Source organism: uncultured Piscinibacter sp. (assembly GCF_937952055.1).
Taxonomy (GTDB): domain Bacteria; phylum Pseudomonadota; class Gammaproteobacteria; order Burkholderiales; family Burkholderiaceae_C; genus Piscinibacter.
The window spans coordinates 175,363-199,380 of the sequence record NZ_CALFYO010000025.1 but is presented as its reverse complement, the minus strand read 5'-3'; the positions used below and the strand labels follow the sequence as shown (position 1 = coordinate 199,380).

Below are 24,018 nucleotides of genomic sequence, written 5' to 3'. Positions count from 1 at the left end.
AAGTTCGTGCCAGCCCCGGGGCCGTGGGTGTGCAAGCCCCCCTACATCACCGCGCCGAGCTGCCAGGGCACGAACTCGCTCTGCCCGTAGCCGTGCAGCTCGCTCTTCGTCTTGCGGCCCGAGGCGGTCTCCAGCATCAGCCGGAAGATGCGCTCGCCCAACTCGTCGATGCTCGCCGTGCCGTCGACCACTTCGCCGCAGTTGATGTCGATGTCGTCCTCCTGCTTGAGCCACAACGCGGTGTTGGTGCTCAGCTTCAGCGACGGCGACGGCGCGCAGCCGTAGGCCGAGCCGCGGCCGGTGGTGAAGCAGATCAGGTTGGCGCCGCCAGCCACCTGGCCGGTGGCCGACACCGGGTCGTAGCCGGGCGTGTCCATGAAGACCAGGCCGCGGGCGGTGACGGCTTGCGCGTACTCGTAGACCTCGACCAGGTTGGTGGTGCCGCTCTTGGCGATCGCGCCCAGGCTCTTCTCGAGGATGGTGGTCAGCCCGCCGGCCTTGTTGCCGGCCGAGGGGTTGTTGTCCATCTCGCCGCCGTTGCGCGCGGTGTAGTCCTCCCACCACTTCAACCGGGCGATCAGCTTGTCGGCGACCTGCTGGCTGACCGCGCGGCGCGTCAGCAGGTGTTCGCCGCCGTAGACCTCGGGAGATTCGGACAGGATGGCCGTGCCGCCGTGGCGCACCAGCCGGTCGACGGCGGCGCCCAGCGCCGGGTTGGCGCTGATGCCGGAATAGCCGTCCGAGCCACCGCACTGAAGGCCCACGGTGATGTGGCGGGCCGGCACCGGCACCCGCTGCACGCGGTTGGCCTCTTCCAGCATCCATTCGACCAGCTCGATGCCCTTGGCCACCGTCTTCTTCGTGCCGCCGCTGTCCTGGATGCTGAAGGTCTGCAGGTGCGAACCTTCCTGCAACCCTTCCTGCTCGAGCAGGCCATCGATCTGGTTCGTCTCGCAACCCAGGCCCACCATCAGCACGCCGGCGAAGTTGGCGTGGCGCGCGTAGCCACCGAGCGTGCGGCGCAGGATCTGCAGCGGCTCGCCGTCGCTGGCCGTCGCGCAGCCGGCGCCGTGGGTCAGCGCGACCACGCCGTCGACGTTCGGGAAGCGCTCCAGCGCGCGCGGGTTGATGTCTCGGCGGAAGTGATCGGCGATCGCCCGCGCGGCGGTGGCCGAGCAGTTCACCGAGGTCAGCACGCCCAGGTAGTTGCGCGTCGCCACCCGACCATCGGGACGGACGATGCCCAGGAAGGTGGCCGGCTCGGCCACGTACTCGGTCGGGTGCGTGCCGGTGCCGGCGGCGTAGTCGCGCGCGAAGCTGGCGAACTCCAGGTTGTGCGTGTGCACGTGCTGGCCCGGCGCGATGTCGACCTTGGCGGTGCCGATGACCTGGTTGTAGCGGCGCACCGGCTGCCCGGCGCGGATCGGCCTCACCGCCACCTTGTGGCCGGGCGGGATCAGGCCGGCCACGGTGACGCCCTCGCCTTCCAGCTGCGTGCCGCCGATCAGCTGCTGTTTGGCGATGACGACATCGTCGGCTGGGTGGATGCGGATGAAGGCGCTCATGACTGCCCCTGGTTCGATGCGTCCCTCTCACGGACCCCCGTGGGGGCCTCGCCCGGCTTGGGGCGGCCCGGCGCCGGTCTCGTTGCCGTCTCAACCATCGATCACTGCCGGGTCCCAGGCATAGACCTTCTGATTCTGCTCGCCCAGCTTCTCGATGCCCAGGCGGATGGTGTCGCCGGCCTTCAGGTACACCGGATTCGGCTTCACGCCCATGCCCACGCCCGGTGGCGTGCCGGTGCTGATCAGGTCGCCGGGGTAGAGCGTCATGAAGCGGCTGACGTAGCTGACGAGCTGCGCCACGCCGAAGATCATCGTCTTCGTGCTGCCGTTCTGGAAGCGGTGGCCATTGACCTCGAGGAACATGGACAGGTTCTGCGGGTCGCCCACCTCGTCGGACGTCACCAGCCAGGGGCCGACCGGGCCGAAGGTGTCGCAGCCCTTGCCCTTGTCCCAGGTGCCGCCGCGCTCGATCTGGTATTCGCGCTCGGAGACGTCGTTGACCACGCAGTAGCCGGCGACGTGGGCGAGCGCCTCGGCCTCCGAGACATAGCGGGCCTTGCTGCCGATGACCACGCCGAGCTCGACCTCCCAGTCGCTCTTCACCGAGCCCTGAGGCAGCACCACGGGGTCGTTCGGCCCGACTCGCGCGCTGATCGGCTTCATGAAGAGGATCGGCTCCTTGGGGATCGGCAGGTTCGATTCGGCCGCGTGGTCGGCGTAGTTCAGGCCGATGCAGAGGAACTTCTCGCAGCCACTCCACGGCGGCGCGATGCGTCCGGGCTTCTCGACCAGCGGCAGCGTCGCCGGGTCGAGCGCGCGCAGCCGGTCCAAGCCCTTGGGCGTGAGCGTGTGCGCGGTGATGTCGGCAAGCACACCGGAAAGGTCGCGCACCTGGTCCTGCGCGTCGAGCAGGGCGGGCTTCTCGGCGCCTTTCGCGCCGTATCTCATCAGCTTCATGTCGGTCTCTTCGAGTCAGTTGGACCAGCCGCCGTCGATGACTTGGGCCGTGCCGGTGGTGAACGAGGCTTCGTCGCTCGCAAGATACACCGCGAGCGCGGCGATCTCGTCGACGCGCCCGAGCCGCCCCATGGGCTGGCGTGCGATGAAGGCGGCCTCGACCTGTTCGAGCGTCTGCCCGCTCGCCGCGGCCTGCGCCGCGATGCGCTCGCGCAAGGAGGGCGACTCCACCGTGCCCGGGCAGATCGCATTGCAGCGGATGCCTCGGGTGATGAAGTCGGCCGCCACCGCCTTGGTCAGGCCGATCACCGCCGCCTTGGTGCTGCCGTAGACGAATCGATTCGGAGCGCCCTTGAGGCTGCCGGCCACCGACGCCAGGTTGATGATCGAGCCGCCGCCCTTGGCCAGCATGCCCGGCAGGAAGGCCTTGATGGTGCGGAATTGCGAGCGCACGTTGAGGTCGAAGGCGAAGTTCCAGTCCTCCTCGCTGCACTCGAGCACCGTGCCGGCGTGCACGAAGCCGGCGGCGTTGACGAGCACGTCCACCGCGCCGGCCTCCTTCGCCGCGGCGGCGATGGCGGCGGGGTCGAGCACGTCGAGCCGGCGTGCCACGAGGCCCGGCGCCTTCAGGGCGGCAAGCAGCGACTCGTTCAGGTCGGTGGCAAACACCGTCGCGCCTTCGCGCGCGAACGCCTCGGCAATGGCGCGGCCGATGCCCTGTCCGGCGGCGGTGACGAAGGCCGTCTTGCCGGCCAGTCTTGCGGTCATGTCAAAGCTCTCCAGGGATGAGGGAATTCACAGGCCCATCAGGCGCGGCAGCCACAGCGACACCGACGGCACGTAGGTCAGCAGGATCAGGCTGCCCAGCAGCGGCACCAGCCAGGGCAGGATGGCCATCGTCGTGCGCTCGACGCTGAGCTTGGCCACGCGGGCCAGCACGAACAGCACCATGCCCATCGGCGGGTGCAACAGGCCGATCATCAGGTTGAGCACCATGATCAGGCCGAAGTGCACCGGGTCGATGCCCAGCTGCCGCGCGATCGGCAAGAGGATGGGCACCAGGATGGTGATCGCCGCCGTCGGCTCGAGGAAGCAGCCGACGAACAGCATCAGCAGGTTGGCCATCAGCAGGAACAGCCAGGGCTCCTTGGTCACCGACAGCACCCAGCCGGCGATCTGCGCCGTGACACCGGTGGCGGTGAGCATCCAGCCGAAGATCGACGCAGCGGCGACGATGAACATCACCGTCGCGGTGGTCTCCACCGTGTCGAGGCAGACCTTGACGAACATCTTCCAGCTCATCGTGCGGTACCAGGCCAGGCCGAGCACCATCGCCCAGACGCAGGCCGCGATCGCGCCTTCGGTGGGCGTGAACAGGCCGGTGGTCATGCCGCCGATGAGCAGCACCGGCGTCATGATCGGCAGCACCGCCTGGAAGCGGAAGAAGCGGTCGGCGGCGAACAGCAGCACCAGGGCGATCGCCACGGTGAGCTGCGGCTGCGCGCCGGCCTGAACGATCCAGTAAACCGCGAGCGGCCAGCCGGCCACCACGGCCGTCTCGATCATCGCCTTGCCGAAGCGAGCGCCGGAGAACTTGATGTCGCCGCCCCAGCCATGCTTGTGCGCGAAGTAGGCCACGGTGGCCATCATCAGGATGCCCATCAGCACGCCGGGCAGGATGCCGGCGAGGAACAGCGCGCCCACCGACACGTTCGCCATCATCGCGTAGATCACGAAGGGCAGCGAGGGCGGGATGATGGGGCCCAGCGTGGCCGAGGCGGCGGTCACGCCGACCGCGAACTCGGTGGCGTAGCCGTGGTCCTTCATCGCCTTGATCTCGATGGTGCCCAGGCCGGCGGCGTCGGCGATCGCCGTGCCGCTCATGCCGGCGAAGATCACCGAGCCGACCACGTTGACGTGGCCGAGCCCGCCCTTGAGCCAGCCGACCAGCGCGAGCGCGAAGTTGTAGATGCGGTTCGTGATGCCGGCGTTGTTCATCAGGTTGCCGGCGAGGATGAAGAAGGGCACGGCGAGCAGCGGGAAGCTGTCGATGCCGCCGATCATGCGGTGCACCACCGCGAAGGGCGGCATGGTGCCGCTGGCCAGGATGTAGATCAGCGAGGCCCCGGCCATCGCGATGGCCACCGGGACGCCTCCGGCCATCAGCAGCAGGAAGACGATCTTCAGCATGATGCGGGCCTGTCCTTCAACGGTCTTCCATGGTGGTTTCGGGCCGCTCCAGCACGCTGTAGCCGCGCTGCCAGTGCACCTTCATCACCCACACCGAGCGGGCCGCCATCATCGCGAAGCCGAACAGGCAGACGCCGTAGACGATGTTCATCGGCAGGTCGATGATGGTCATCTGGTAGCTGTCCATCTTCTGCATCATCTGCGCGGTGAGCACCACCATCGCCGCGAAGAAGGCGATGCGGATCACGTCGACCGCCAGCGCCATCGCGCGGCCGACCTTGCGTGGCAGCCAGCGGTACAGCAGGTCGACCTGGATGTGGTTGTTTTTCGCCACACCGATGGACGCGCCGACGAACACCGTGCCGATCAGCAGGTATCGGGCGATCTCCTCGGTCCAGGAGGCCGAATTGTTCAGCACGTAGCGGGTGACGAACTGGTAGAAGACGACGCCGCCCAGCGCCCAGAAGATCGCCAGCGAGACCCAGCCTTCGAGGGTGGTGTGCGAGAGGTCGACGGCTTCATCCTGGGCGTGGAATTCACCGTCGTCCCCCATCACGCGGGGCGCGTCGTCGAGGTCCATGTCACTTGATCGAGACGATGCGGTCGTAGTCCTTCTTGTCGTAGCCGAGCGACTCGACCGGCTTGTTCTTCAGCACCGCGTCGACGAAGCTCTGGCGGTTGATCTGGTGCACGCCCAGGCCCTTCTTCTTGAACTCGTCGACGAGCTCGGCCTCGCGCTTCTTGATCAAGGCGCTGGCGCGCGCGGCGGCCTCCTGGGTGACCTCGGTGAACATCTTCTTCTCGGCGTCGGACAAGGTGTTCCACACGTGCGGCGCGACCTGCGTCGTCAGGCCGTCGACGATGTGGCCGGTCAGCATGATGTGCTTCTGCACCTCGTAGAATTTCTTCGCTTCGATGGTGGGCAGCGGGTTCTCCTGCGCATCCACGGTGCCGTTCTGCAACGCGAGGTAGACCTCGGCGAAGGCGATCGGCGTCGGGTTGGCGCCGCAGGCCTCGGGCGTGGCGCGGTACGCGGGCACGTCGGGCACGCGGATCTTCAGGCCCTTCATGCCCGCGCAGTCGGTGAACGGCTTCTGGCTCGTCGTGTGGCGCGCGCCGTAGTAGGTGTAGGCGGTGATCTGGATGCCGGTCTTGGCGCGGTAGCCCTCGACCATCTCCTTGAACACGTCGCTCTTGCTGTAGGCGATCAGATGATCGCCGTCGCGGAAGATGAACGGGTAGTAGGCGATGCCCAGGCGAGGGTAGCTGCGTGCGGCGAACGAGGTGCCGCTGATGATCATGTCGACCGTGCCCAGGGTCATGCCCTGGTTGATGTCGGTCTCCTTGCCGAGCGAACTGGCGGGGAAGACCTGGATGTCGAACTTGCCGTTGCTGCGCTTCTTGATCTCGGCGGCCGCCCACACCGATTCGGTGTGGTACGGCTCGCTGGTCTCGTAGACGTGCGCCCACTTGAGCTGCCTGGCCTGTGCGAGGGCGCCACCGGCGGCGGCGAGGGTGACGGCGGCCAGCAGGCCCTTCCAAACGAGTTTCATGGTCTGTCTCCTGGGGTTGAACGCTCTGGTGGCGAGGATCGGGTGGACGGCAAGCGGTTCAGTCCGCGACCAGCTGAACCTTGGTGCTGCGGCTGCGGTCGGCGGCGAGTTCGAAGGCTTCGGCGGCGCGTGACAGAGGCAGCTGGGCCGACAGCAGCGGCCGCACGTCGACGCGGCGCGTGCGCAGGTATTGCACCGCCCAGTCGAAGGCGTGCGCGGCACGGAAGGCGCCGACGTAGTCGAGCTCGCGCGCCATGATGCTGTTGGCCGGGAAGTGCAGGCCCTCGGCCGGCAGCGTGCCCACCTGCACGATGCGCCCGCCGCGACGCGTGGCGGCCAGGCAGGTGGCCAGCGCCGCCGGGCTGCCGGCGGCTTCGATCGCGATGTCGGCGATGTCGGCCAGCGAGGCGGCGTCGGCCCCGTCGCTGCGGATCAGACGGTCGGCGCCGACCTGCCTCGCGATGGCCAGCGGCCGCTCGGCGATGTCGCAGACGATCACCTCGGCCGCGCCGGCCAGCCGCGCGGCGATCACGCACATGCTACCGATGGTGCCGCCGCCGGTGACCAGCACCGTCCTGCCGGTCAGCACGCCGGCGCGGTGCACGGCGTGCAGGCCGATCGACAACGGTTCTGCGCAGGCCAGTTCGCCCAGCGTGATGTCCTCGTGCACCGGCGTGAGCTGGGCCTCACCGAGCACGAAGCGTTCGCGGAACAGGCCCTGCGCATGCGGGAACACGCTGGCGCTGCCGAGGAAGAACATGCTGCGGCACAGGTTGAACCGCCCACCGAGGCAGTAGTCGCAGTGGCGGCAGGGATGCGAGGGGTTCACCGCGACCTTGTCGCCCGGCTTCACGCGCGTCACGCTGGGGCCGATGCGCTCGACGATGCCTGCGGCCTCGTGCCCCGGAATGAGCGGCTCGCGCAGCACGAAGGCGCCCACGCGGCCGTGGCCGAAGTAGTGCAGGTCGGAGCCGCAGATGCCGCCGGCGCCCAGGCGCAGTTCGACCTCGTGTTCGCCGAGGGCGGGTGTCGGCACGTCGTCGAGGCGAAGGTCCTTCGCTGCGTGGATGCGGCAAGCAAGTGTCATGAGCGCCCTCCTTCCGACGAGTGCCTCGGGCGTGCGCCCATGGAGGCGCGCAGCGGTTTAGCTCGGCCCGAACGGCGTCGCGGCTTGGCCGGCGCCTCGTTCTCGGCCTGCCAGCTGGCCATGAAGCGGTCGTGCGAGTTGGCGAGGTGGCGTGCCATCGCGGCGCGGGCGTCCTGCGGCGACTGATGGGCGATCGCGTCGACGACGGCGCGGTGCTCCTCGATCGCGGTCGCCCAGCTGCGTGCCGTCTCGAAGTGGCTGCCGAGTTGCTCGAACAATGGGTTGTGGCGTTCGTCGAACAGCTCGCTGACGATGCGCAGCAGCACCGAGTTGTCGCTGGCCTCGGCGATGCGGGTGTGGAACAGGCGGTCGCCCTCGGTAGGCGTCTGCCCGGCCGCCGCCTCCTTCTCCATCACCGCGATCGCCTCGCGCAGCCCGGCGACCTGCGCGCGCTTCATGTGCAGCGCGGCCTGTGCGGCGAGCTCTCCCTCGATCAGGGCGCGCGCGCGGATGGTTTCCAGCGGGCTCTCGGCCTCGTGCAGCGGCGCCGCGCTGCGCGCCGCGGCGTCGGCCGCGCGCACGTAGATGCCCGAGCCCATGCGCACCTCGACGCGCCCCTCGACTTCGAGGGCGATCAGCGCCTCGCGCACCGAGGGCCGCGACACGCCGAGTTGCGCGGCGAGGTCGCGCTCCGGCGGCAGGCGCGAGCCGGCTGGGAACTCGCCGCCGTCGATCAGCACGCGCAGCTGATCGGCAATCTGTCGGTACAGGCGGCGGGGCTCGATGGTCTGCAGCGGCATGCCGGAAGCTGGGGTGAGTCGGAGGCGGTCAAGTGGCCTGACCAATTGGCGGAGGATAGGGCGCGCCGCGGCTGCCCTCAACGCCGGGATTACCCGGGTGGCCCGGGATCCCTGCGCACGTTCGTCGTGCCCGTTTGCATGTATCGAAACACCCTAGGAGGGCGCCTGCGGCGCTCCGTCAGAATCCTCGCTGCCCCCTGGAGAGAGTGATGGATAAGAACTGGTTGAAGCAGTACCCCGCGGGCGTGCCGGCGAACATCGACGTCGCGCAATACGCCTCGCTGGTGGCGCTGCTCGAGGAGAGCCTGAAGAAGTACGCGGCGCTGCCGGCGTACAAGTTCATGGGCAAGGCGATCAGCTTCGCGCAGGTGGACGAAGCCTCGCGCGCCCTGGCCGCCTACCTGCAGTCGCTCGGCCTGGCCAAGGGCGACCGCGTCGCCATCATGCTGCCCAACGTGCCGCAGTACCCGGTCGCAGTGGCGGCGGTGCTGCGCGCCGGCTACGTGGTGGTCAACGTCAACCCGCTGTACACGCCGCGCGAACTGGAGCACCAGCTGAAGGACTCGGGCGCGAAGGCGATCATCATCGTCGAGAACTTCGCCCACGTGCTGCAGCAGGTGATGAGTGCGGTGCCGACGAAGAAGGTCATCCTCACCGCGCTGGGCGACATGCTCGGCTTCCCGAAGTCGCTGATCGTCAACTACGTGGTGCGCAAGGTGAAGAAGCTGGTGCCGGCCTTCGAGCTGCCCGGCGCCGTGAGGTTCAACGACGCGCTCTCGCAGGGACGCGGCAAGACCTTCACGCCGGCGCAGGTCGGCCCGGAAGACATCGCCGTGCTGCAGTACACCGGCGGCACCACCGGCGTCAGCAAGGGCGCGGTGCTGCTGCACCGCAACCTCGTGGCCAACATCCTGCAGGCGGAGGCGTGGTACCAGCCGGCGCTGAAGAAGATCCCGAAGGGCGAACAGATCAACACCGTCTGCGCGCTGCCCCTGTACCACATCTTCGGCTTCAACACGAACATGATGCTGTCCATGCGCATGGGCGGCTGCAACATCCTGATCGCCAACCCGCGCGACCTGCCGGCGATGTTCAAGGACCTGGCGCGCGAGAAGTTCCACAGCTTCCCGGCGGTGAACACGCTGTTCAACGCGATGGCCAATCACCCCGAGTTCGGCACGGTGGACTGGAGCAGCCTGGTGATCTCGGTGGGCGGCGGCATGGCGGTGCAGAGCGCCACCGCCAAGCTGTGGCTGGAGAAGACAGGCTGCCCGATCGTCGAAGGCTATGGGCTGTCCGAGACCTCGCCGTCGGCGACCTGCAACCCGGTGGACAGCACCGCGTACAGCGGCAATATCGGCCTGCCGATGCCGAACACCGAGCTGACGCTGCTCGACGACGACGGCAAGGAGGTGCCCGTCGGCACGCCCGGCGAGATCGCGATCCGCGGTCCGCAGGTGATGGCCGGCTACTGGCAGCGCCCCGACGAGACCGCCAAGGTGATGACCGCCGACGGCTTCTTCCGCACCGGCGACATCGGCGTGGCCGACGAGCGCGGCTACTTCAGGATCGTCGACCGCAAGAAGGACATGATCCTGGTCAGCGGCTTCAACGTCTACCCGAACGAGGTCGAGGACGTGGTCACGCAGATGGATGGCATCCTCGAGTGCGCGGCCATAGGCATCCCGGACGAGAAGGCCGGCGAGGCGGTGAAGCTGGTCATCGTGAAGAAGAACCCGGCCGTCACCGAGGCCGACGTGCGCTCGTACTGCGAGGCCCACCTGACCGGCTACAAGCGGCCCAAGGTGGTGGAGTTTCGCGCCGAACTGCCGAAGACGCCGGTGGGCAAGATCCTGCGGCGGGAGCTCAGGGACAAGGGCTGAGCGTCCAGGTCTTTCCCCTCGTGCGACACTGATCGCATGAGCCGCATCGCCATCGTCAGCGCCATGCACGAGGAGCTTCGGGCGTTGCTGCCCGTCCTCGAGAAGCCGCAACGGGCCGATTTCGCCGGCCGCAGCTTCCACTTCGGCCAGATGCAGGGCCAGCCGGTGGTGATGGTGCTCTCGGGCATCGGCAAGGTGGCGGCGGCCACCACCGCGGCGCTGCTGCTGCAGGAAGTCGACGTGCAGCGCATCGTCTTCACCGGCTCGGCCGGCGGACTTGGCACGGGCGTGCGCGTGGGCGATGTGGTGATCGCGCGCGAGCTGCTGCAGCACGACATGGACGCCTCACCGCTGTTTCCGCGCTACGAAGTGCCGCTGACCGGCCGCTCGCGCTTTCCCACCGACGCCGATCTGAGCGACTCGCTCGCCGCCGCGGCGCTGCACTGCCTCAACCACGCCGCCGAGCGCATCGGCGAGGCGCATCTGGCCGACTTCGGCATCGACAGCCCGCTGCTGCACCAGGGCCTGGTGGTCAGCGGCGACCGTTTCATCGCCACCGCCGCCGAGAGCGAGGCGCTGCGCGGCGATCTGCCCGACGCCCTGGCCGTCGAGATGGAAGGCGCGGCGCTGGCGCAGGTCTGCGCCGACTTCGGCCGGCCCTTCGCGGTGATCCGCACCGTTTCCGACCGCGCCGACGACAGCGCGCATGTCGACTTCAAGCGCTTCATCGCCGAAGTGGCCAGCGTCTACACGCGCGAGATCCTCGCCACCTGGCTGTCGGGCCGCGCCGACTGATGGCCGCCCCGCCGCGACTGCATGTGCCGCTGCCGCTGCACGAGGGACTGGAGACCGGGCTGCCCGAGGGCGCGGGGCGCCACGTCCAGGTGCTGCGCCTGCAACCCGGCGCGGCGCTGACGCTGTTCGACGGCCGCGGCGGCGAGTGGGCTGCGCGGGTGCTGCAGATCGGCCGGCGCGAGGTGCGCGTGCGCATCGGTGCGTTCGACGAGGTGTCGCGCGAGCTGCCGGCGGCGGTGACGCTCGCGGTGGGCATGCCGGCCAACGAGCGCATGGATGTGCTGGTCGAGAAGGCCTGCGAACTCGGCGTCGCGGCGCTCCAGCCGCTCGTGTGCGAACGATCGGTGCTGCGTCTGGCGGGCGAGCGCGCCGAGCGGAAGGTGCAGCACTGGCAGGCCGTGGCGGTGGCGGCCTGCGAGCAGTGCGGCCGCACGCGCGTGCCCGTGGTCGCGCCGGTGCGCAGCCTGCCGGACTGGCTCGCCGGCCTGGCCGCAGCGACCGCGCAGCCGCGCCTCGTGCTCAGCCTGCGCGATGCCGGCACCCTGCCCGCGGCCGGCAGTTTCGGCGAGCTCACCGCCCTCAGCGGCCCGGAGGGCGGCCTGAGCGAGGCCGAGGAAGAGGCGGCACGACGGCGCGGCTTCATCCCGGTGTCGCTCGGCGCGCGCACGCTGCGGGCCGACACGGCACCTCTCGCGCTGCTGGCGCATCTGGCGATCAGCCTCGAAGGACTCGCTTGAACCTCCAGCTTCTGCTGCTGGCGCTGTGCCAGGGCTTCTTCCTCACCAACAACGTCACCTTCATCGCCATCAACGGGCTGGTCGGGCTCTCGATCGCGCCGCAGCCGTGGATGGCGACGCTACCGGTCGCCGGCTACGTGGCCGGTGGCGCGCTGTGCGCCTCGCTGGTGGCGCGTCACCAGCGCGCCTACGGACGCAGGCGCGCCTTCCAGCTCGGTCTGCTGGTGGCGATGGCGTCCACGGCCCTGTGCGCCTATGCAGCTTCGTTGCAGAACTTCTGGCTGCTCGTCGTCGCCACGCTGGTGGCCGGCTACTACAACGCCAACGCCGCGCTGTACCGCTTCGCAGCCGCCGAACTGGTCGAGCCGGCCTTCAAGGAACGTGCGATCTCCTGGGTGCTGGCCGGCGGCATCCTCGGCGCCGTGGTCGGACCCAACCTGGCCAGCGCCACGCGTGACGCGCTGCCGGTGGCCTTCGCCGGTGCCTACGCGTCGCTGGTGGGCGTGGCGCTGCTGTCGCTGCTGACGATCTCGTTCGTCCGCTTCCCGCCGCTGCCACAACCGAACGCCGCGCACCCCGGCAGGCCGCTGCGCGAGATCGCGCGCCAACCGGTGTTCATCGTTGCGGTGACCGGCTGCGCGCTCGGCTACGGCGTGATGAACCTGCTGATGGCGGCGACGCCGATCGCGATGTCGCAGTGCGCGCACCCGTTCTCCAGCGCCGCGCTGGTGCTCGAATGGCATGTGCTGGGGATGTTCGTGCCCAGCTTCTTCACCGGCTCGCTGATCAGGCGCTTCGGCGTGCTGTCGGTGATGGCCGCGGGCGTGCTGCTCAACGCCGTCTGCATCGCGGTGGCGCTGACAGGGGTGGAACTGATGCAGTTCCTCGTCGCGCTGTTCGCGCTCGGCGTGGGATGGAACTTCCTCTACGTCGGCGGCACGACGCTGCTCACCCAGGCCTACCGGCCCGAGGAGAAGACCACCGCCCAGGCGGCGATGGACACCGCGGTGTTGTCGACCATGACGCTGACCTCGCTGGGCTCGGGCGCGCTGGTCACCACCCAGGGCTGGACCTGGCTGAACCTGGGCTCGATCGTGCCGGTGGTGATGACCGGCGCGGCGATCGCCTGGCTGGCGCGGCGCCGGCGCGGGGTGGCGGCCGCCTGAGCACCCCGCGATGCGCTACGGCTGCCGTTCCGACCGCGCGCCGCGTGCCGATCCGGCGACGAGGTCGAAGCGGTAGAGCCGGCACTCGATCGGCCCGTTCCACATCGGGATGCGGCGGCTCTCCTTCAGCCGCATCGCGCTCGGCAGCTTCATGTCGGGGCTGAGCACCCAGGCGGTCCAACCCGCGGCGTGGCGCGTGTAGGCCTGCTTCCAGTGCGAGGCCAGGCGGGCGAAGAAGTCGCTCGGCATGGACTTGTTGTCGTCCGGGCGGTCCTGCGCCGACGGCCGCGCCGCCTTGCCGCCGACCTCGATGCGCTCGCCATAGGGCGGGTTGAGCACGAGGGTGCCCGGCAAGCCCTCGGGCAGCGCGGGCGCGGGGCGCTCCAGCGCGTCGCCGCCGTTGAAGGTGATGGAGGCCTCGACGCCGGCACGCTGCGCGTTGCGCCGTGCGAAGTCGACCATGCGGAAGGACACGTCGCTGGCGTGGATGGGCACGGCACTCGCATGAATGCGCGCCTTCGCCTCGACCTTCAGCGTCTGCCACAACGCACGCTCGCGCGGCCCGCCGAAGGGCAGCAGACGCTCGAACGCGAAGCGGCGCTGCAGGCCCGGTGCGATCCCGCAAGCGATCTGGGCGGCCTCGATGGCAATGGTGCCGGAGCCGCAGCACGGATCGTGCAGCGCGCCGCCGGCCTCCGGCGTGCCGCGCCAGCCGGCGGCGGCCAGCATGGCGGCAGCGAGCGTCTCCTTCAGCGGCGCGTCGCCCTTGTCCTCGCGCCAGCCGCGCTTGAACAGCGGCTCGCCGGAGCTGTCGACGTACAGCGAGGCCCGCTCGGTGCCGACGTGCAGCAGCAGGGGAAGATCGGGGTGGCGCGTGTCGACGCTGGGGCGCTCGCCGGTGGCTTCGCGAAGCTGGTCGCACACCGCGTCCTTGATGCGCAGCGCGGCAAAGTTCAGGCTCTTCAGCGGGCTCTTCTGCGCGGTGGTGTCCACGCGCAGCGTGTGGCGAGGGGTGATCCATTGCAGCCAGTCCACGCCCTGCGCGAGGGCATAGAGGTCATCCTCGTCACGGTACGCGCCCTCGGCCACCTCGATCAGCACGCGCTGGGCGAGTCGCGACTCGAGGTTCAGCAGCATCACCTCGCGCGGATCGCCGTCGAGACCGACGCCGCCGCGCGCCACGCGCAGGCGCGCGCCGGGAAGCACCCGCGCAATTTCCTCGGCGAGCCATTCCTCGACGCCGGCCGCGCAGGGCAGGAACAGCGGGAGAGGCATGGAACGCGTCAGGCCGCGCGCCGGGCCGCCCCAAGCGCGGCCTGCTCCCCCACGGGGGGGCGCGAACGAAGCGAGCTTGGGGGCGCCATCACATCGCCTTGCGCAGGTTCGCGGGCGCGATCTTCAGGGCCTCGCGGTACTTCGCCACCGTGCGGCGTGCGACCTGGATGCCCTGCTCCTCGAGCATCTGCGAGATCTGGCTGTCCGACAGCGGCTTGTTCACGTCCTCGGCGGCGACCAGCTGCTTGATCAGCGCACGCACCGCAGTGCTCGAGGCGTTGCCGCCGGCGTCGGTGTTCAGCGACGAGCCGAAGAAGTACTTCAGCTCGAAGGTGCCGAAGGGCGTCGACATGTACTTGGCCGTGGTCACGCGCGAGATGGTCGATTCGTGCAGGCCCAGCTCGTCGGCGATCTCGCGCAGCACCAGCGGCTTCATGGCGATCTCGCCGTGCGTGAAGAAGCTCTTCTGCCGTTCGACGATGGCCTGCGAGACGCGCTGGATGGTGTCGAAGCGCTGCAGGATGTTCTTCATGAACCAGCGCGCCTCCTGAAGCCGTGCGTTCAGCCCGGCGCCGGCGCCGTTCATCCCGGCGCCGCCGCCGCCGCCGCTGCCGCTGCCGCGGCCTTGGCGGATCGCGTTGGCGTAGAGGTCGTTGATGCGCAGCCGCGGCATCACGTCGGGGTTGAGCGTGACCTTCCAGCTGCGCCCCGACTTCTGCACGATCACGTCGGGCACGATGATGTTGGCCTCGGCGCGCGCGAACGGGCGGCCCGGCTTGGGTTCGCAGGCGACGATCAGTGCCTGCGCCTGCTTGAGCAGGTCTTCGTCGGCGCCGGTGGCGGCGACCAGCTTCTTCAGGTCGCGCCGCGCCAGCAGGTCCAGGTGGCTCTTGCAGACGATGATCGCGACCATCTGCGCCTCGCTGCGCGGCAAGGCGCGCAGCTGCAGGATCAGGCACTCGGACAGGTTGGCTGCGCCCACGCCGGTGGGCTCCATGCTCTGCAGGAAGCGCAGGCCGCAGCGCAGCTGGTCGACCAGTGCCTCCAGCGATTCGTCGTCGGCGTCCGCGCCGAGCAACTGCGCCGCGATCTCCTCGATCGGGTCGGCAAGGTAGCCGTCGTCGGTGAGCGACTCGATCAGCACCAGCACCGAGGCGGCGTCTTGCTCCGACAGGCGCATGCCCGAGAGCTGCTCGCGCAGGTGGTCCTGCAGCGTCGGCAGCGCGGCGTCCCGCTCGGCGCCATCGAAATCGTCGCTCTCGCCCTGGCCGGCGGACTTGCTCGGCGTCTCGCCGATGCCGTCGAAATCGTCGCGCTCGGTGCCGTTCTCCCAGTCGTCGCGCTCGGTGGTGCCGAGCTCGGCGCTGTCCAGCCCTGGCGCTTCGTCGGCCGCCTCGCTGCCGGATTCGGCGGAGCGCTCGGTCTCGCGCTCGCCGGCGCGCTCGGCGGCGCTGGTGCGCTCGACCAGCGGCTCGAAGGGCGTGGGGCCGTCCTCGTCGGCCTCGAGGAAAGGGTTCTGTTCCAGCATCTGCTCGACCTCCTGGTGGAGTTCGAGCGTGGACAGCTGCAGCAGACGGATCGACTGCTGCAGCTGTGGCGTCAGTGCCAGATGCTGCGAGAGGCGGACCTGGAGGGATGGCTTCATGGCCCGGTCACATGCGGAAATGCTCGCCGAGATAGACCTTGCGCACGTCCGCGTTCTCGACGATCTCGGAGGGCGTGCCTTCGGCCAGCACGGTGCCCTCGCTGATGATGTAGGCGCGGTCGCAGATGCCCAGCGTCTCGCGCACGTTGTGATCGGTGATCAGCACGCCGATGCCGCGCGCCTTGAGGAAGCTGATGATGCGCTGGATCTCCAGCACGGCGATCGGGTCGACGCCTGCGAAGGGCTCGTCGAGCAGGATGAAACGCGGCTGCGTGGCCAGCGCGCGCGCGATCTCCACGCGGCGACGCTCCCCGCCGGACAGTGCCGGGGCGGGCACGCTGCGCAGCTTCTCGATCGAAAGGTCATGCAGCAGGCCGTCAAGCAGCTGGTCGATCTGCGCCTCGCGCAGAGGCTTTCCGTCCTTGTCGAGCTGCAGCTCGAGCACGGCGCGGATGTTCTCCTCCACCGTGAGCTTGCGGAAGATCGACGCCTCCTGCGGCAGGTAGGACAGGCCCAGGCGGGAGCGCAGGTGGATGGGCAGCCGCTCGACGCGCTGGCCCTCGATGCTGATCTCGCCCGCGTCGGCGCGCACAAGGCCGACGATCATGTAGAAGCTGGTCGTCTTGCCGGCGCCGTTGGGGCCGAGCAGGCCGACCACCTCGCCGCTGTCCACCGCCAGGCGCACGTCCTTCACCACCTTGCGCACACCGTAGGACTTCTGCAGGCCGTTGGCTTCGAGCCGGTGCGCGCGTGGCGCGGCGGCGCTCATGGCGGGGTTCATTTCGGGCCCCCGAGCGCGGGGCTCAGGCGCAGCGGCGGTGCCGGTTGCGACGCGGCGGCGGCAGCCGCCTCGGCAGCGGCGGTGCTGCCCTCGCGCGGCGTCAGCACGGCGCGCACCCTGCCGCTGGGGTTGGTGGGCGTGGCGGCGGCACCACCGGAGACGCTGAACACTTCCTCGATGCTGTTGTAGCTGACGACGTTGCCGGCGATCTCGTCGGCCACCGTGTTGCCCCGCAGGCGGCGCACCGCCGCGTTGGTGACGAAGCGGATGGTGTCGTTCTTGCCGTCGTACTCGAGACGCTCGGCCTCGCCTTCGATCCACTCGTCCACGCCGTCGCGCTTCTGGCGGAAGGTGGCCGGCTTGTTCGCCGCGCCGATCGCCACCGCATTGTGGTAGCCCTCGGGCGTCTCGCGCACCTCGATGCGCCCGGCACGGATGGTCATCGTGCCCTTCGTGACGACGACGTTGCCGTTGAAGACGACATGCTGGTTGAGCAGGTCGATGCGGCCCGGCTGGTCGGCCTCGACGTTCAAGGGTTTGAAACGGTCGGCCTTTTCAGCATTCGCTGCGTCTGCACCCGCCAGCGCGGCCAGCATGAGCAGGGCGCCACGCAGGTGGCGGGAAGAGGGCCTGAGGAAGGGCATCGGAAGCGTCGGGATCGAGGGCATGAAACTTGCATAAGCATTCTAGCCCACGAGTCGCCCCGCCGGGCGAACCCGACGAACCCGCGACGCGACACGCGCGGTGCAGCCGATCAGCCCTTGCGCGAGGCCCCGATCAGGAACTCGGTCACCAGCAGCATCTTGTCCTGGCCGCCGGCCATGCTGCCCGACGTGTAGAAGCGGCCCTGGATGCCGATCGCCGGCACGCCGTCGATCTTGTAGGCCTCGGCCAGTTGCTTGGCCTGGCGCGCCTTGGTCTGCACGGCGAAGGAACCCATCACTTCGACGACCTTGGCGCCGTCCAATCCGTTCTTGCTCATGAACGCGGCGATGTCGGCCGGCTTGTCGAGCTTCTGGCGGTCGTTGTGGATGGCGTAGAACACCTTGCGGTGCATTGCGTCCAGTTGCCCCAGCGCTTCCAGCGCGTAGTAGATGCGCTGGTGGGTGCCGAAGGGCTCCTCGCGGAACTGCACCGGCACGCGGCGGAAGGCCACGTAGTCGGGCAGCTTCTTCACCCAGGCCTCGAGCATGGGCTCGAAGGCGTTGCAGTGGGGGCAGCCGTACCAGAAGAACTCGATCACCTCGACCTTGCCGGCCGGCGCCGTGACCGGCAGGGGCTGGCCGAGCCGCACGTAGTGCGTGCCCTCGACCGGGCCGCCTTGTGCGGAGGCGGGCAGACCCAGGCCCAGGGTGCTGGCGCCCAGCAGGGCGGCGGAGAACTCGCGTCGTTGCATTTTGATCATCTCTTCGTCGGGTGCGATGGCTCGATTCTGTGGCCAGACAGGGTCGTTTGCCGGAAAGTTCAATCAGACCGTTTGACGTCGCTCACTTCTGCACGCGCACCAGCGCCGTTTCGACGCCCGCGCTGGCCAGCTTTTCCTTCGCGCCGTCGGCGTCGTCCTTGCGCGGGAACGGGCCGATGCGCACGCGGTAGACGGTGCGGCCCGACTGCTCCCGCTCGCTGACCTTCGCCTCGAAGCCCATCATCGCGAGGCGCGCCCGCTGCTGCTCGGCGTCCTCCGGCCGGGCGAAGGCGCCGGCCTGCACGAAGTAGTTGAACGGGTCGGCGGCCGGCGTCGGCCTGACGGTGCTGGTCTCGCGTGCCGAGAGGATCGCCGCCGGGTCGCGCGCGCTGGCCGGCGCCGAGGCCCTGGGCGCGGCGGCCACCGGCGGTGCGCCCGGCGCCGTCGCCGGCGCGGCCGTCACCGGCGCGCTGGCGCCGGCCACCGGCGACTTGGGTCCGACCGGCTTGGACAGCCCGGCGTTCGGATCCCAGTTCTTGTTCTTCTCCATTTCGGCCGCGTCTTGCTCGGCGGTGCGTTGCGGCACCTTGTTGACGAAGGGAACCGGCACCTTGGTCACGTACAGGGCCACGGCCAGCGCAAGCGCCAGACCGACCAGCAGGCCCACGATCAGGCCCATGGCGAATCCGCCACGTTGTCTCTTCATGCGGTCTCCAGCGCGGGTTGTTCCCGGTCCATGCGTTGCGGGGCGGACACACCCAGCACCGCGAGCGCGTTGCGCAGCACCTGACGCGTGGCCGAGAGCAGCGCAATGCGTGCGCGTGCCAGCTCGGCATCGTCGACGAGGAAGCGCTCGTTGGCGTAGTAGCTGTGGAAGGCGCCGGCCACGTCGCGCAGGTAGAAGGCAATGTCGTGCGGCGCGAGTTCGGCCGCTGCGCCTGACAGCACGGCGGGGAACTCGGCCAGCTTGAGCATCAGCGCCGCTTCGCTGGGCGCGGTCAGGCGCGTCAGGTCGGCATCGTGCAGCACCCCCAGCACGCCGCCCTTGTCGACGAACTGCTGGATCACCGAGCAGATTCTCGCGTGTGCGTACTGCACGTAGAAGACCGGGTTCTCGTCGTTGCGCTTCAGCGCCAGGTCGACGTCGAAGACGAACTCGGTGTCGGCCTTGCGGCTGAGCATGAAGAAGCGCACTGCATCGCGGCCGGTCCAGTCGACCAGGTCGCGCAGCGTCACGTAACTGCCGGCGCGCTTGGAGATCTTCACCTCTTCGCCGCCCTTCATGACCGTGACCATCTTGTGCAGCACGTAGTCGGGGTAGCCGGGCGGCACCCCGGCGCCGGCCGCCTGCACGCCGGCGCGCACGCGGGCGATGGTGCCGTGGTGGTCGCCGCCCTGGATGTTGATCGCCTTACCGAAGCCGCGCTCGTGCTTGGCCAGGTGGTAGGCGACGTCGGGCACGAAGTAGGTGTAGCTGCCGTCGGACTTGCGCATCACGCGGTCCTTGTCGTCGCCGTATTCGGTGGTGCGCAGCCACAGGGCGCCGCCGTCTTCGTAGGTCTTGCCGGCGGCGACGAGGCGCTTGACGGTGTCCTCGACGCGGCCGCTGGTGTACAGGCTGGACTCGAGGTAGTAATGGTCGAAGCGCACGCCCAGTGCCTTGAGGTCGAGGTCCTGCTCGTGGCGCAGGTAGGCGACGGCGAACTGGCGGATGCCTTCGAGGTCTTCGGTGTGGCCGGAGGCGGTGAACTCGCGGTCGTCGGCGTGCACGGTCTTGCGCGCGGCGAAGTCGGCGGCCACGTCGGCGATGTAGTCGCCGTTGTACGCGGCCTCGGGCCAGCCCGCGTCGCCGGGCTTGAGGCCCCGCAGGCGGGCCTGCACCGACGCGGCCAGCGTGCCGATCTGCACGCCCGCGTCGTTGTAGTAGAACTCGCGCGTCACCCGCCAGCCCTGCCAGTCGAGCAGGTTGCAGATCGCGTCGCCGAGGCAGGCTTGGCGCGTGTGTCCGGTGTGCAGCGGGCCGGTGGGGTTGGCCGAGACGAACTCCACCAGCACGGGCAGGCCATTGGGCGCGGCCCGGCCGAAGTCGTCGCCACCGTGCAGCACCTCGGCGACGACGGCCTGACGCGCGGCATCGCGCAGTCGGAGGTTGACGAAGCCCGGACCGGCGATCTCCATCGCGGCCACCCAGCGCTGCACCGCCGCCTGGCGATCCAGCGCGTCGATCAGGGCGGCGGCCACCTCGCGCGGGTTCTTCTTCAGTGGCCGCGCCAACTGCAGCGCGGCGGTGCAGGCGAGGTCGCCGTGCGCGGCCTGCTTGGGCGACTCGAACGCCGCGGCCACGCCGGTGCCCGGGCTGACTTCGGCGATCGCGTTCGCAAGCGCGGCGAGCAGGTCCTGTCTGGCTTGGATCATGCGCGGATTCTATGGCGCGACCCTCGCGCAGCCAGGACGCAGGGGCGGACACAAACCGTTGCATGGCGGTGCACGTCGACAGCGAGGAATGAGAGGAATTCCTGCGCCATATCGGGTGTACCCAAGGTCCGCGGCTGTGGAATCATCGTCGTGTCGCCGGCCGTGCCCATGACTACCACATCCATCTCCCGCCCCGAGCGCCCGGCGAGCGACGCACCGGACCTGCCGGCCCTGATCGGCAAGTACCGTGTGCTGCGCAAGCTGGGCGAGGGTGCCACCAGCGAGGTCTTCCTCTGCCACGACGACTTCCAGGGCATGGACGTCGCGATCAAGCGCGTGCGCCCGGTGGCCTTCGGCGACGTGCGCGATGGCCGCTTCTTCGAGCGATTCTTCGCTGCCGAGGCTGCGCTGGTTGGACGGCTCAAGCACCCGAACGTCGTGCAGATCTACGACGCCGTGCCCGACCCGGTGGAACCCTACCTGGTGATGGAGTACGTGCCGGGCAACACACTGCGGCCGTACTGCCGCGCCGACCAGCTGCTGTCGCTGGAGCTGATCGTCGAGCTCGGCTTCAAGTGCGCGATGGCGCTGGGCTACGTCTACCGCCAGGGGCTCATCCACCGCGACGTGAAGCCGGCCAACCTGCTGGTGACACTGACCCATGGCGCCGTCACCGACGTCAAGGTGACCGACTTCGGCAGCGTGCTCAACCTCGCGTCGGACGTGACGCAGGTCTACCGCGTCGGCTCGCTGGCCTACATGTCGCCGGAGCAGCTCGACGGCGCAGCGCTGGACTGCCGTGCCGACATCTACTCGCTCGGCGCCGTGCTCTACCACCTCATCGCCGGGCGCCCGCCCTTCGACGCGCAGGTGCAGTCGGCGATGATGCACCAGATCTACCAGCAGGCCCCGCCGCCGTTGAGCCAGCTGCGCGCCGGCGTGGCGCCCACGGTGGACGCGGTGATCCAGCGCGCGCTGGCGAAGGATCCGGGCAAGCGCTACCGCGACTGGGACGAGTTTGCGCAGGCGCTGTCGGGCCTGATTAGCCACCAGCATGTGCCGCGCGGGCAGCTGCAGGGCGTACTCGACTCGGAGCGCTTCACGCTGCTGCGCTCGCTGGACTTCTTCGCCAACTTCGGCGATGTCGAGCTGTGGGAGGTGGTGCACCGGGCCCGGTGGCAGCGGCACGACTTCGGCCACGCGCTGTACCGCAAGGGCGAGGAGGGCAACACCTTCCACATCATCGCCAAGGGCGAGCTCGAGGTGTTCCGCGACGGGCAGAAGGTCGCCCAGCTGGGCGCTGGCACCTCGGTGGGCGAGATGGCCTACCTGGCTCCCAGCCCCGACCTGCGCCGCCACAGCACCGACGTGATCGTCACCGAGACGGCGACCACCATCTCCTTCACGCCGGACACGCTGGCCCAGCTGAGCCCGGGCTGCCGGCACCTGTTCGACGAGGGATTCATCCGCGTGCTGGTGCGGCGGCTGCACGCCGCCCACGAGGCTCTGGCCCACCCGCGGCGCATCCTCTGAGCCGGGCGGCCGGGCCGCCGCTTGAATCAGTCGAGACTCCCTGTATGCCGGGAGACGGGCTGGCGCGTTTCCTCCACAGCCGCGGGCCGGGCACGATGCTCCAATCCGCAGCGTCCACCCAGCCCACACGGAGAAGCAGAATCCATGAAGAAGACGATCACCCTCGCGGCTCTGGCCATGTCGGCGTTCCTTGCGCCGGCCTATGCCGCCGATGCGGCCAGCGCCCCCAAGGCCACCGCTCAGCAGACCAAGATGGCCACCTGCAACAAGGAGGCCGGCGAGATGAAGGGCGACGAGCGCAAGGCGTTCATGCAGCAGTGCCTGTCGGCGAAGAAGCCGACCCAGCAGGAGAAGATGAAGACCTGCAATCAGGAGGCCGGCGAGATGAAGGGCGACGAGCGCAAGGCGTTCATGAAGGAATGTCTCAGCAAGTGACGCCGCCGGGCTGACCGTGCGACCTCGGGCCCGGCCGGCGCGCCGGGCCCGTCCGTTTCAGGCCGCGACGGGCTGCCGCCAGTAGGCCGCATCGCCGTAGGTGTGCTTGAGGAAGTCGATCCACAGCCGCACGCGCAGCGGCAGATGCTTGGCGTGCGGGAACACCGCATAGATGCCGTTCGGCGGCGCGGCAAAGTCGTCGAGCACCGTCACCAGCCGGCCGCTGGCGACCTCCTGCTCCACTTCCCACGTCGAGCGCCATGCGATGCCGAGGCCGGCCACGCACCAGTCGTGCAGCACCTGGCCGTCGCTGCAGTCGAGTCGACCGCTCGGGCGAAGGTGCGTCACCGCGCCGTCGACCACGAAGGCCCAGCCGCGCGTCTGGCTGGCGTCCGAACTGAGAGTCAGGCACTCGTGGCGCAACAGGTCGTTCGGGTGCTTGGGCGTGCCCGCGCGCTTCAGGTAGGCGGGTGTGGCCACGCACAGCCGCCGGTTGTCGGCCATGCGCACGCTGATCAGGCTCGAGTCGGGCAGGTCGCCGACACGTACCGCGCAGTCGTAGCTCTCGTTGACGATGTCCACCACCCGGTCGCTGAGGTTCAGTGACACGTTGACGTCGGGATGCTGTTCGATGAAGCGCGGCACCAGCGGCGCGACATGGCGGCGGCCGAAGCCGGCCGGCGCGGTCACGCGCAGGTAGCCACTTGCCTTCACGCCGCCGGCGCTGACGCTGGCCTCGGCGTTGGCGAGGTCGGCGAGCAGACGTTGGCAGTCCTCCAGGTAGGCGCTGCCCTCGTGGGTCAAGGTGATCTTGCGCGTGGTGCGCACGAGCAACTTCACGCCCAGCCGCTCCTCCAGCGCGTCGATGCGGCGCCCGATCACCGCCGGCGCCACACCCTCGGCATGGGCCGCTGCCGTCAGGCTGCCACGCGCCGCCACCGAAACGAAAGATTCGATCTGCTTCAGCCGGTCCATGGGGCGGGATTATGCGCGGGGGGTGCGTAGATTCCGCCGCTGGCGTCACAAATCCACGACTTTTCGCGCTATTAATGTTGTTGTGCACGTGGAATAGATTTGCGTCATGGAATCCACGCCAGGAAATGCCTTGCCCGCGCCGCGCGCAGTCCTCTTCGATGCCTACGGCACGCTGTTCGACGTCTACAGCGTCGGCTTGCTCGCCGAGCAGCTGTTTCCCGGCCAAGGCGACGCGCTCGCCGTACTCTGGCGCGACAAGCAGATCGAATACACGCGCCTGACCTCGATGAGCGGACAGTACCGGCCGTTCTGGGATCTGACGCGTGCCGGCCTGCGCTTCGCCGCGCAGCGCCTGGGGCTGGCGTTGGACCGCGGCGCCGAGGAGCGGCTGATGAACCAGTACCGGCACCTCTCGGCATTCCCGGAGAACCGCGAGGTGCTGCAGGCACTCAAGGCGCGCGGTATCCCGGCCGGCATCCTCTCCAACGGCGACCCCGAGATGCTCGGCGTCGCCGTCAAGAGCGCCGGCTTTTCCGGCCTGCTCGACCACGTGCTCAGCGTGCACGCCTTGCGCAAGTACAAGACCGACCCGGCCGCCTACGCGATCGGACCGCAGGCGCTGGGCCTGCCTGCGCGCGACATCCTGTTCGTCTCCAGCAACGGCTGGGACGCCATCGGCGCGACCTGGTACGGCTACACCACCTTGTGGGTGAACCGTGCGGGCCTGCCGCTCGAACAACTCGACACCGCGCCGACGCGCATCGGCAACAGCCTGCGCGACGTGCTGGACTTCTTTCCGAACCCTTGACGCATCGAGGATT

23 protein-coding genes are annotated in these 24,018 nt (G+C 69.2%); 7 read left to right on the top strand and 16 right to left on the bottom strand.

Features of this window, described 5'->3' with window-relative positions; translation table 11 throughout:
* Nucleotides 1–41: 41 nt before the first annotated feature.
* The 8 genes from Q0599_RS21005 to Q0599_RS20970 all read right to left on the bottom strand — a co-directional run bounded on the left by Q0599_RS21005 (nt 42) and on the right by Q0599_RS20970 (nt 8,152).
* The gene (locus Q0599_RS21005; RefSeq protein WP_298833946.1) at nt 42–1,565 is read right to left on the bottom strand and encodes a UxaA family hydrolase; all 1,524 of its coding nucleotides are present in this window, start codon (nt 1,563–1,565) and stop codon (nt 42–44) included.
* A gap of 90 nt (nt 1,566–1,655) precedes the next feature.
* The gene (locus Q0599_RS21000) at nt 1,656–2,522 is read right to left on the bottom strand and encodes a fumarylacetoacetate hydrolase family protein (RefSeq protein ID WP_298833943.1); all 867 of its coding nucleotides are present in this window, start codon (nt 2,520–2,522) and stop codon (nt 1,656–1,658) included.
* A gap of 15 nt (nt 2,523–2,537) precedes the next feature.
* A complete protein-coding gene (locus tag Q0599_RS20995; protein ID WP_298833940.1) occupies nt 2,538–3,290 on the bottom strand; it encodes an SDR family oxidoreductase in 753 nt (250 codons plus the stop codon).
* Nucleotides 3,291–3,317: 27 nt separating this feature from the next.
* Nucleotides 3,318–4,712, bottom strand: a complete 1,395-nt coding sequence (locus tag Q0599_RS20990) for a TRAP transporter large permease (protein WP_298833937.1) — start codon at nt 4,710–4,712, stop codon at nt 3,318–3,320.
* Between the two features lie 16 nt (nt 4,713–4,728).
* Nucleotides 4,729–5,292 carry a TRAP transporter small permease gene (locus tag Q0599_RS20985; RefSeq protein WP_298833935.1) on the bottom strand — a complete coding sequence of 188 codons (564 nt, stop codon included), beginning with the start codon at nt 5,290–5,292 and terminating at the stop codon, nt 4,729–4,731.
* Between the two features lies 1 nt (nt 5,293).
* Nucleotides 5,294–6,265, bottom strand: coding sequence for a sialic acid TRAP transporter substrate-binding protein SiaP (locus Q0599_RS20980; protein ID WP_298833932.1), 972 nt, complete (start codon nt 6,263–6,265; stop codon nt 5,294–5,296).
* Nucleotides 6,266–6,323: 58 nt separating this feature from the next.
* On the bottom strand, nt 6,324–7,352 hold the full coding sequence (locus Q0599_RS20975) for an L-idonate 5-dehydrogenase (RefSeq protein WP_298833929.1): 1,029 nt from the start codon (nt 7,350–7,352) through the stop codon (nt 6,324–6,326).
* Nucleotides 7,349–8,152: a FadR/GntR family transcriptional regulator gene (locus Q0599_RS20970; protein ID WP_298833926.1), complete on the bottom strand. Its 804-nt coding sequence runs from the start codon at nt 8,150–8,152 to the stop codon at nt 7,349–7,351. The genes Q0599_RS20975 and Q0599_RS20970 overlap by 4 nt, the downstream gene beginning before the upstream one ends.
* Nucleotides 8,153–8,361: 209 nt before the next feature.
* On the opposite strand from Q0599_RS20970, the gene Q0599_RS20965 reads away from it, so the two are divergent.
* The 4 genes from Q0599_RS20965 to Q0599_RS20950 are packed head-to-tail and all read left to right on the top strand — an operon-like array spanning nt 8,362 to nt 12,733.
* On the top strand, nt 8,362–10,035 hold the full coding sequence (locus Q0599_RS20965) for a long-chain-fatty-acid--CoA ligase (RefSeq protein ID WP_298833923.1): 1,674 nt from the start codon (nt 8,362–8,364) through the stop codon (nt 10,033–10,035).
* A 36-nt stretch (nt 10,036–10,071) separates the two neighbouring features.
* Nucleotides 10,072–10,830 (top strand): 5'-methylthioadenosine/adenosylhomocysteine nucleosidase, encoded by a 759-nt coding sequence (locus tag Q0599_RS20960; protein ID WP_298833921.1) that lies wholly within the window; start codon nt 10,072–10,074, stop codon nt 10,828–10,830.
* On the top strand, nt 10,830–11,567 hold the full coding sequence (locus Q0599_RS20955; protein ID WP_298833918.1) for a 16S rRNA (uracil(1498)-N(3))-methyltransferase: 738 nt from the start codon (nt 10,830–10,832) through the stop codon (nt 11,565–11,567). Before Q0599_RS20960 ends, Q0599_RS20955 begins: the two co-directional genes overlap by 1 nt.
* On the top strand, nt 11,564–12,733 hold the full coding sequence (locus tag Q0599_RS20950) for an MFS transporter (RefSeq protein ID WP_298833915.1): 1,170 nt from the start codon (nt 11,564–11,566) through the stop codon (nt 12,731–12,733). Before Q0599_RS20955 ends, Q0599_RS20950 begins: the two co-directional genes overlap by 4 nt.
* Nucleotides 12,734–12,748: 15 nt before the next feature.
* Here the strand turns inward: Q0599_RS20950 and Q0599_RS20945 are convergent, their stop codons facing one another.
* The 7 genes from Q0599_RS20945 to argS all read right to left on the bottom strand — a co-directional run bounded on the left by Q0599_RS20945 (nt 12,749) and on the right by argS (nt 20,254).
* On the bottom strand, nt 12,749–14,008 hold the full coding sequence (locus Q0599_RS20945; protein ID WP_298833912.1) for a THUMP domain-containing protein: 1,260 nt from the start codon (nt 14,006–14,008) through the stop codon (nt 12,749–12,751).
* 88 nt (nt 14,009–14,096) lie between these two features.
* A complete protein-coding gene (locus Q0599_RS20940; protein WP_298833909.1) occupies nt 14,097–15,653 on the bottom strand; it encodes an RNA polymerase factor sigma-54 in 1,557 nt (518 codons plus the stop codon).
* A gap of 7 nt (nt 15,654–15,660) precedes the next feature.
* Nucleotides 15,661–16,422 carry an LPS export ABC transporter ATP-binding protein gene (lptB, locus tag Q0599_RS20935; RefSeq protein WP_298833906.1) on the bottom strand — a complete coding sequence of 254 codons (762 nt, stop codon included), beginning with the start codon at nt 16,420–16,422 and terminating at the stop codon, nt 15,661–15,663.
* Nucleotides 16,423–16,430: 8 nt separating this feature from the next.
* Nucleotides 16,431–17,102, bottom strand: coding sequence for a lipopolysaccharide transport periplasmic protein LptA (lptA, locus tag Q0599_RS20930; RefSeq protein ID WP_298833903.1), 672 nt, complete (start codon nt 17,100–17,102; stop codon nt 16,431–16,433).
* 86 nt (nt 17,103–17,188) lie between these two features.
* Nucleotides 17,189–17,830, bottom strand: a complete 642-nt coding sequence (locus tag Q0599_RS20925) for a thiol:disulfide interchange protein DsbA/DsbL (RefSeq protein WP_298833900.1) — start codon at nt 17,828–17,830, stop codon at nt 17,189–17,191.
* Between the two features lie 91 nt (nt 17,831–17,921).
* Nucleotides 17,922–18,545, bottom strand: a complete 624-nt coding sequence (locus Q0599_RS20920) for an SPOR domain-containing protein (RefSeq protein WP_298833897.1) — start codon at nt 18,543–18,545, stop codon at nt 17,922–17,924.
* On the bottom strand, nt 18,542–20,254 hold the full coding sequence (gene argS / locus Q0599_RS20915) for an arginine--tRNA ligase (protein WP_298833894.1): 1,713 nt from the start codon (nt 20,252–20,254) through the stop codon (nt 18,542–18,544). Before argS ends, Q0599_RS20920 begins: the two co-directional genes overlap by 4 nt.
* A gap of 168 nt (nt 20,255–20,422) precedes the next feature.
* Here argS and Q0599_RS20910 point away from each other — a divergent pair, with 168 nt between their 5' ends.
* Together Q0599_RS20910 and Q0599_RS20905 are read left to right on the top strand one after the other, a co-directional pair.
* Complete coding sequence (locus Q0599_RS20910; RefSeq protein ID WP_298833890.1) at nt 20,423–21,787, top strand: serine/threonine-protein kinase; 1,365 nt, start codon at nt 20,423–20,425, stop codon at nt 21,785–21,787.
* Between the two features lie 144 nt (nt 21,788–21,931).
* The gene (locus Q0599_RS20905) at nt 21,932–22,222 is read left to right on the top strand and encodes a PsiF family protein (protein ID WP_298833887.1); all 291 of its coding nucleotides are present in this window, start codon (nt 21,932–21,934) and stop codon (nt 22,220–22,222) included.
* A gap of 57 nt (nt 22,223–22,279) precedes the next feature.
* On the opposite strand, the gene Q0599_RS20900 is transcribed toward Q0599_RS20905, so the two are convergent.
* The gene (locus tag Q0599_RS20900; RefSeq protein ID WP_298833884.1) at nt 22,280–23,197 is read right to left on the bottom strand and encodes a LysR family transcriptional regulator; all 918 of its coding nucleotides are present in this window, start codon (nt 23,195–23,197) and stop codon (nt 22,280–22,282) included.
* A gap of 106 nt (nt 23,198–23,303) precedes the next feature.
* Between Q0599_RS20900 and Q0599_RS20895 the strand changes: the two genes are divergently transcribed.
* Nucleotides 23,304–24,005, top strand: a complete 702-nt coding sequence (locus Q0599_RS20895; RefSeq protein ID WP_298833881.1) for a haloacid dehalogenase type II — start codon at nt 23,304–23,306, stop codon at nt 24,003–24,005.
* Nucleotides 24,006–24,018 lie beyond the last annotated feature (13 nt).

Bases quoted from the DNA above. Each gene is read 5' to 3' on its own strand.
- Q0599_RS20965 (WP_298833923.1), top strand. From the start codon at position 8,362: ATGGATAAGAACTGGTTGAAGCAGTACCCCGCGGGCGTGCCGGCGAAC.
- Q0599_RS20960 (WP_298833921.1), top strand. From the start codon at position 10,072: ATGAGCCGCATCGCCATCGTCAGCGCCATGCACGAGGAGCTTCGGGCG.
- Q0599_RS20945 (WP_298833912.1), bottom strand. From the start codon at position 14,008: ATGCCTCTCCCGCTGTTCCTGCCCTGCGCGGCCGGCGTCGAGGAATGG.
- Q0599_RS20985 (WP_298833935.1), bottom strand. From the start codon at position 5,292: ATGGACCTCGACGACGCGCCCCGCGTGATGGGGGACGACGGTGAATTC.
- Q0599_RS20955 (WP_298833918.1), top strand. From the start codon at position 10,830: ATGGCCGCCCCGCCGCGACTGCATGTGCCGCTGCCGCTGCACGAGGGA.
- Q0599_RS21005 (WP_298833946.1), bottom strand. From the start codon at position 1,565: ATGAGCGCCTTCATCCGCATCCACCCAGCCGACGATGTCGTCATCGCC.
- Q0599_RS20920 (WP_298833897.1), bottom strand. From the start codon at position 18,545: ATGAAGAGACAACGTGGCGGATTCGCCATGGGCCTGATCGTGGGCCTG.
- Q0599_RS20980 (WP_298833932.1), bottom strand. From the start codon at position 6,265: ATGAAACTCGTTTGGAAGGGCCTGCTGGCCGCCGTCACCCTCGCCGCC.
- Q0599_RS20905 (WP_298833887.1), top strand. From the start codon at position 21,932: ATGAAGAAGACGATCACCCTCGCGGCTCTGGCCATGTCGGCGTTCCTT.
- lptB (WP_298833906.1), bottom strand. From the start codon at position 16,422: ATGAGCGCCGCCGCGCCACGCGCGCACCGGCTCGAAGCCAACGGCCTG.
- Q0599_RS20970 (WP_298833926.1), bottom strand. From the start codon at position 8,152: ATGCCGCTGCAGACCATCGAGCCCCGCCGCCTGTACCGACAGATTGCC.
- Q0599_RS20910 (WP_298833890.1), top strand. From the start codon at position 20,423: ATGACTACCACATCCATCTCCCGCCCCGAGCGCCCGGCGAGCGACGCA.
- Q0599_RS20895 (WP_298833881.1), top strand. From the start codon at position 23,304: ATGGAATCCACGCCAGGAAATGCCTTGCCCGCGCCGCGCGCAGTCCTC.
- Q0599_RS20990 (WP_298833937.1), bottom strand. From the start codon at position 4,712: ATGCTGAAGATCGTCTTCCTGCTGCTGATGGCCGGAGGCGTCCCGGTG.
- Q0599_RS20975 (WP_298833929.1), bottom strand. From the start codon at position 7,352: ATGACACTTGCTTGCCGCATCCACGCAGCGAAGGACCTTCGCCTCGAC.
- Q0599_RS20925 (WP_298833900.1), bottom strand. From the start codon at position 17,830: ATGCAACGACGCGAGTTCTCCGCCGCCCTGCTGGGCGCCAGCACCCTG.
- Q0599_RS21000 (WP_298833943.1), bottom strand. From the start codon at position 2,522: ATGAAGCTGATGAGATACGGCGCGAAAGGCGCCGAGAAGCCCGCCCTG.
- lptA (WP_298833903.1), bottom strand. From the start codon at position 17,102: ATGCCCTCGATCCCGACGCTTCCGATGCCCTTCCTCAGGCCCTCTTCC.
- Q0599_RS20900 (WP_298833884.1), bottom strand. From the start codon at position 23,197: ATGGACCGGCTGAAGCAGATCGAATCTTTCGTTTCGGTGGCGGCGCGT.
- Q0599_RS20940 (WP_298833909.1), bottom strand. From the start codon at position 15,653: ATGAAGCCATCCCTCCAGGTCCGCCTCTCGCAGCATCTGGCACTGACG.
- Q0599_RS20995 (WP_298833940.1), bottom strand. From the start codon at position 3,290: ATGACCGCAAGACTGGCCGGCAAGACGGCCTTCGTCACCGCCGCCGGA.
- argS (WP_298833894.1), bottom strand. From the start codon at position 20,254: ATGATCCAAGCCAGACAGGACCTGCTCGCCGCGCTTGCGAACGCGATC.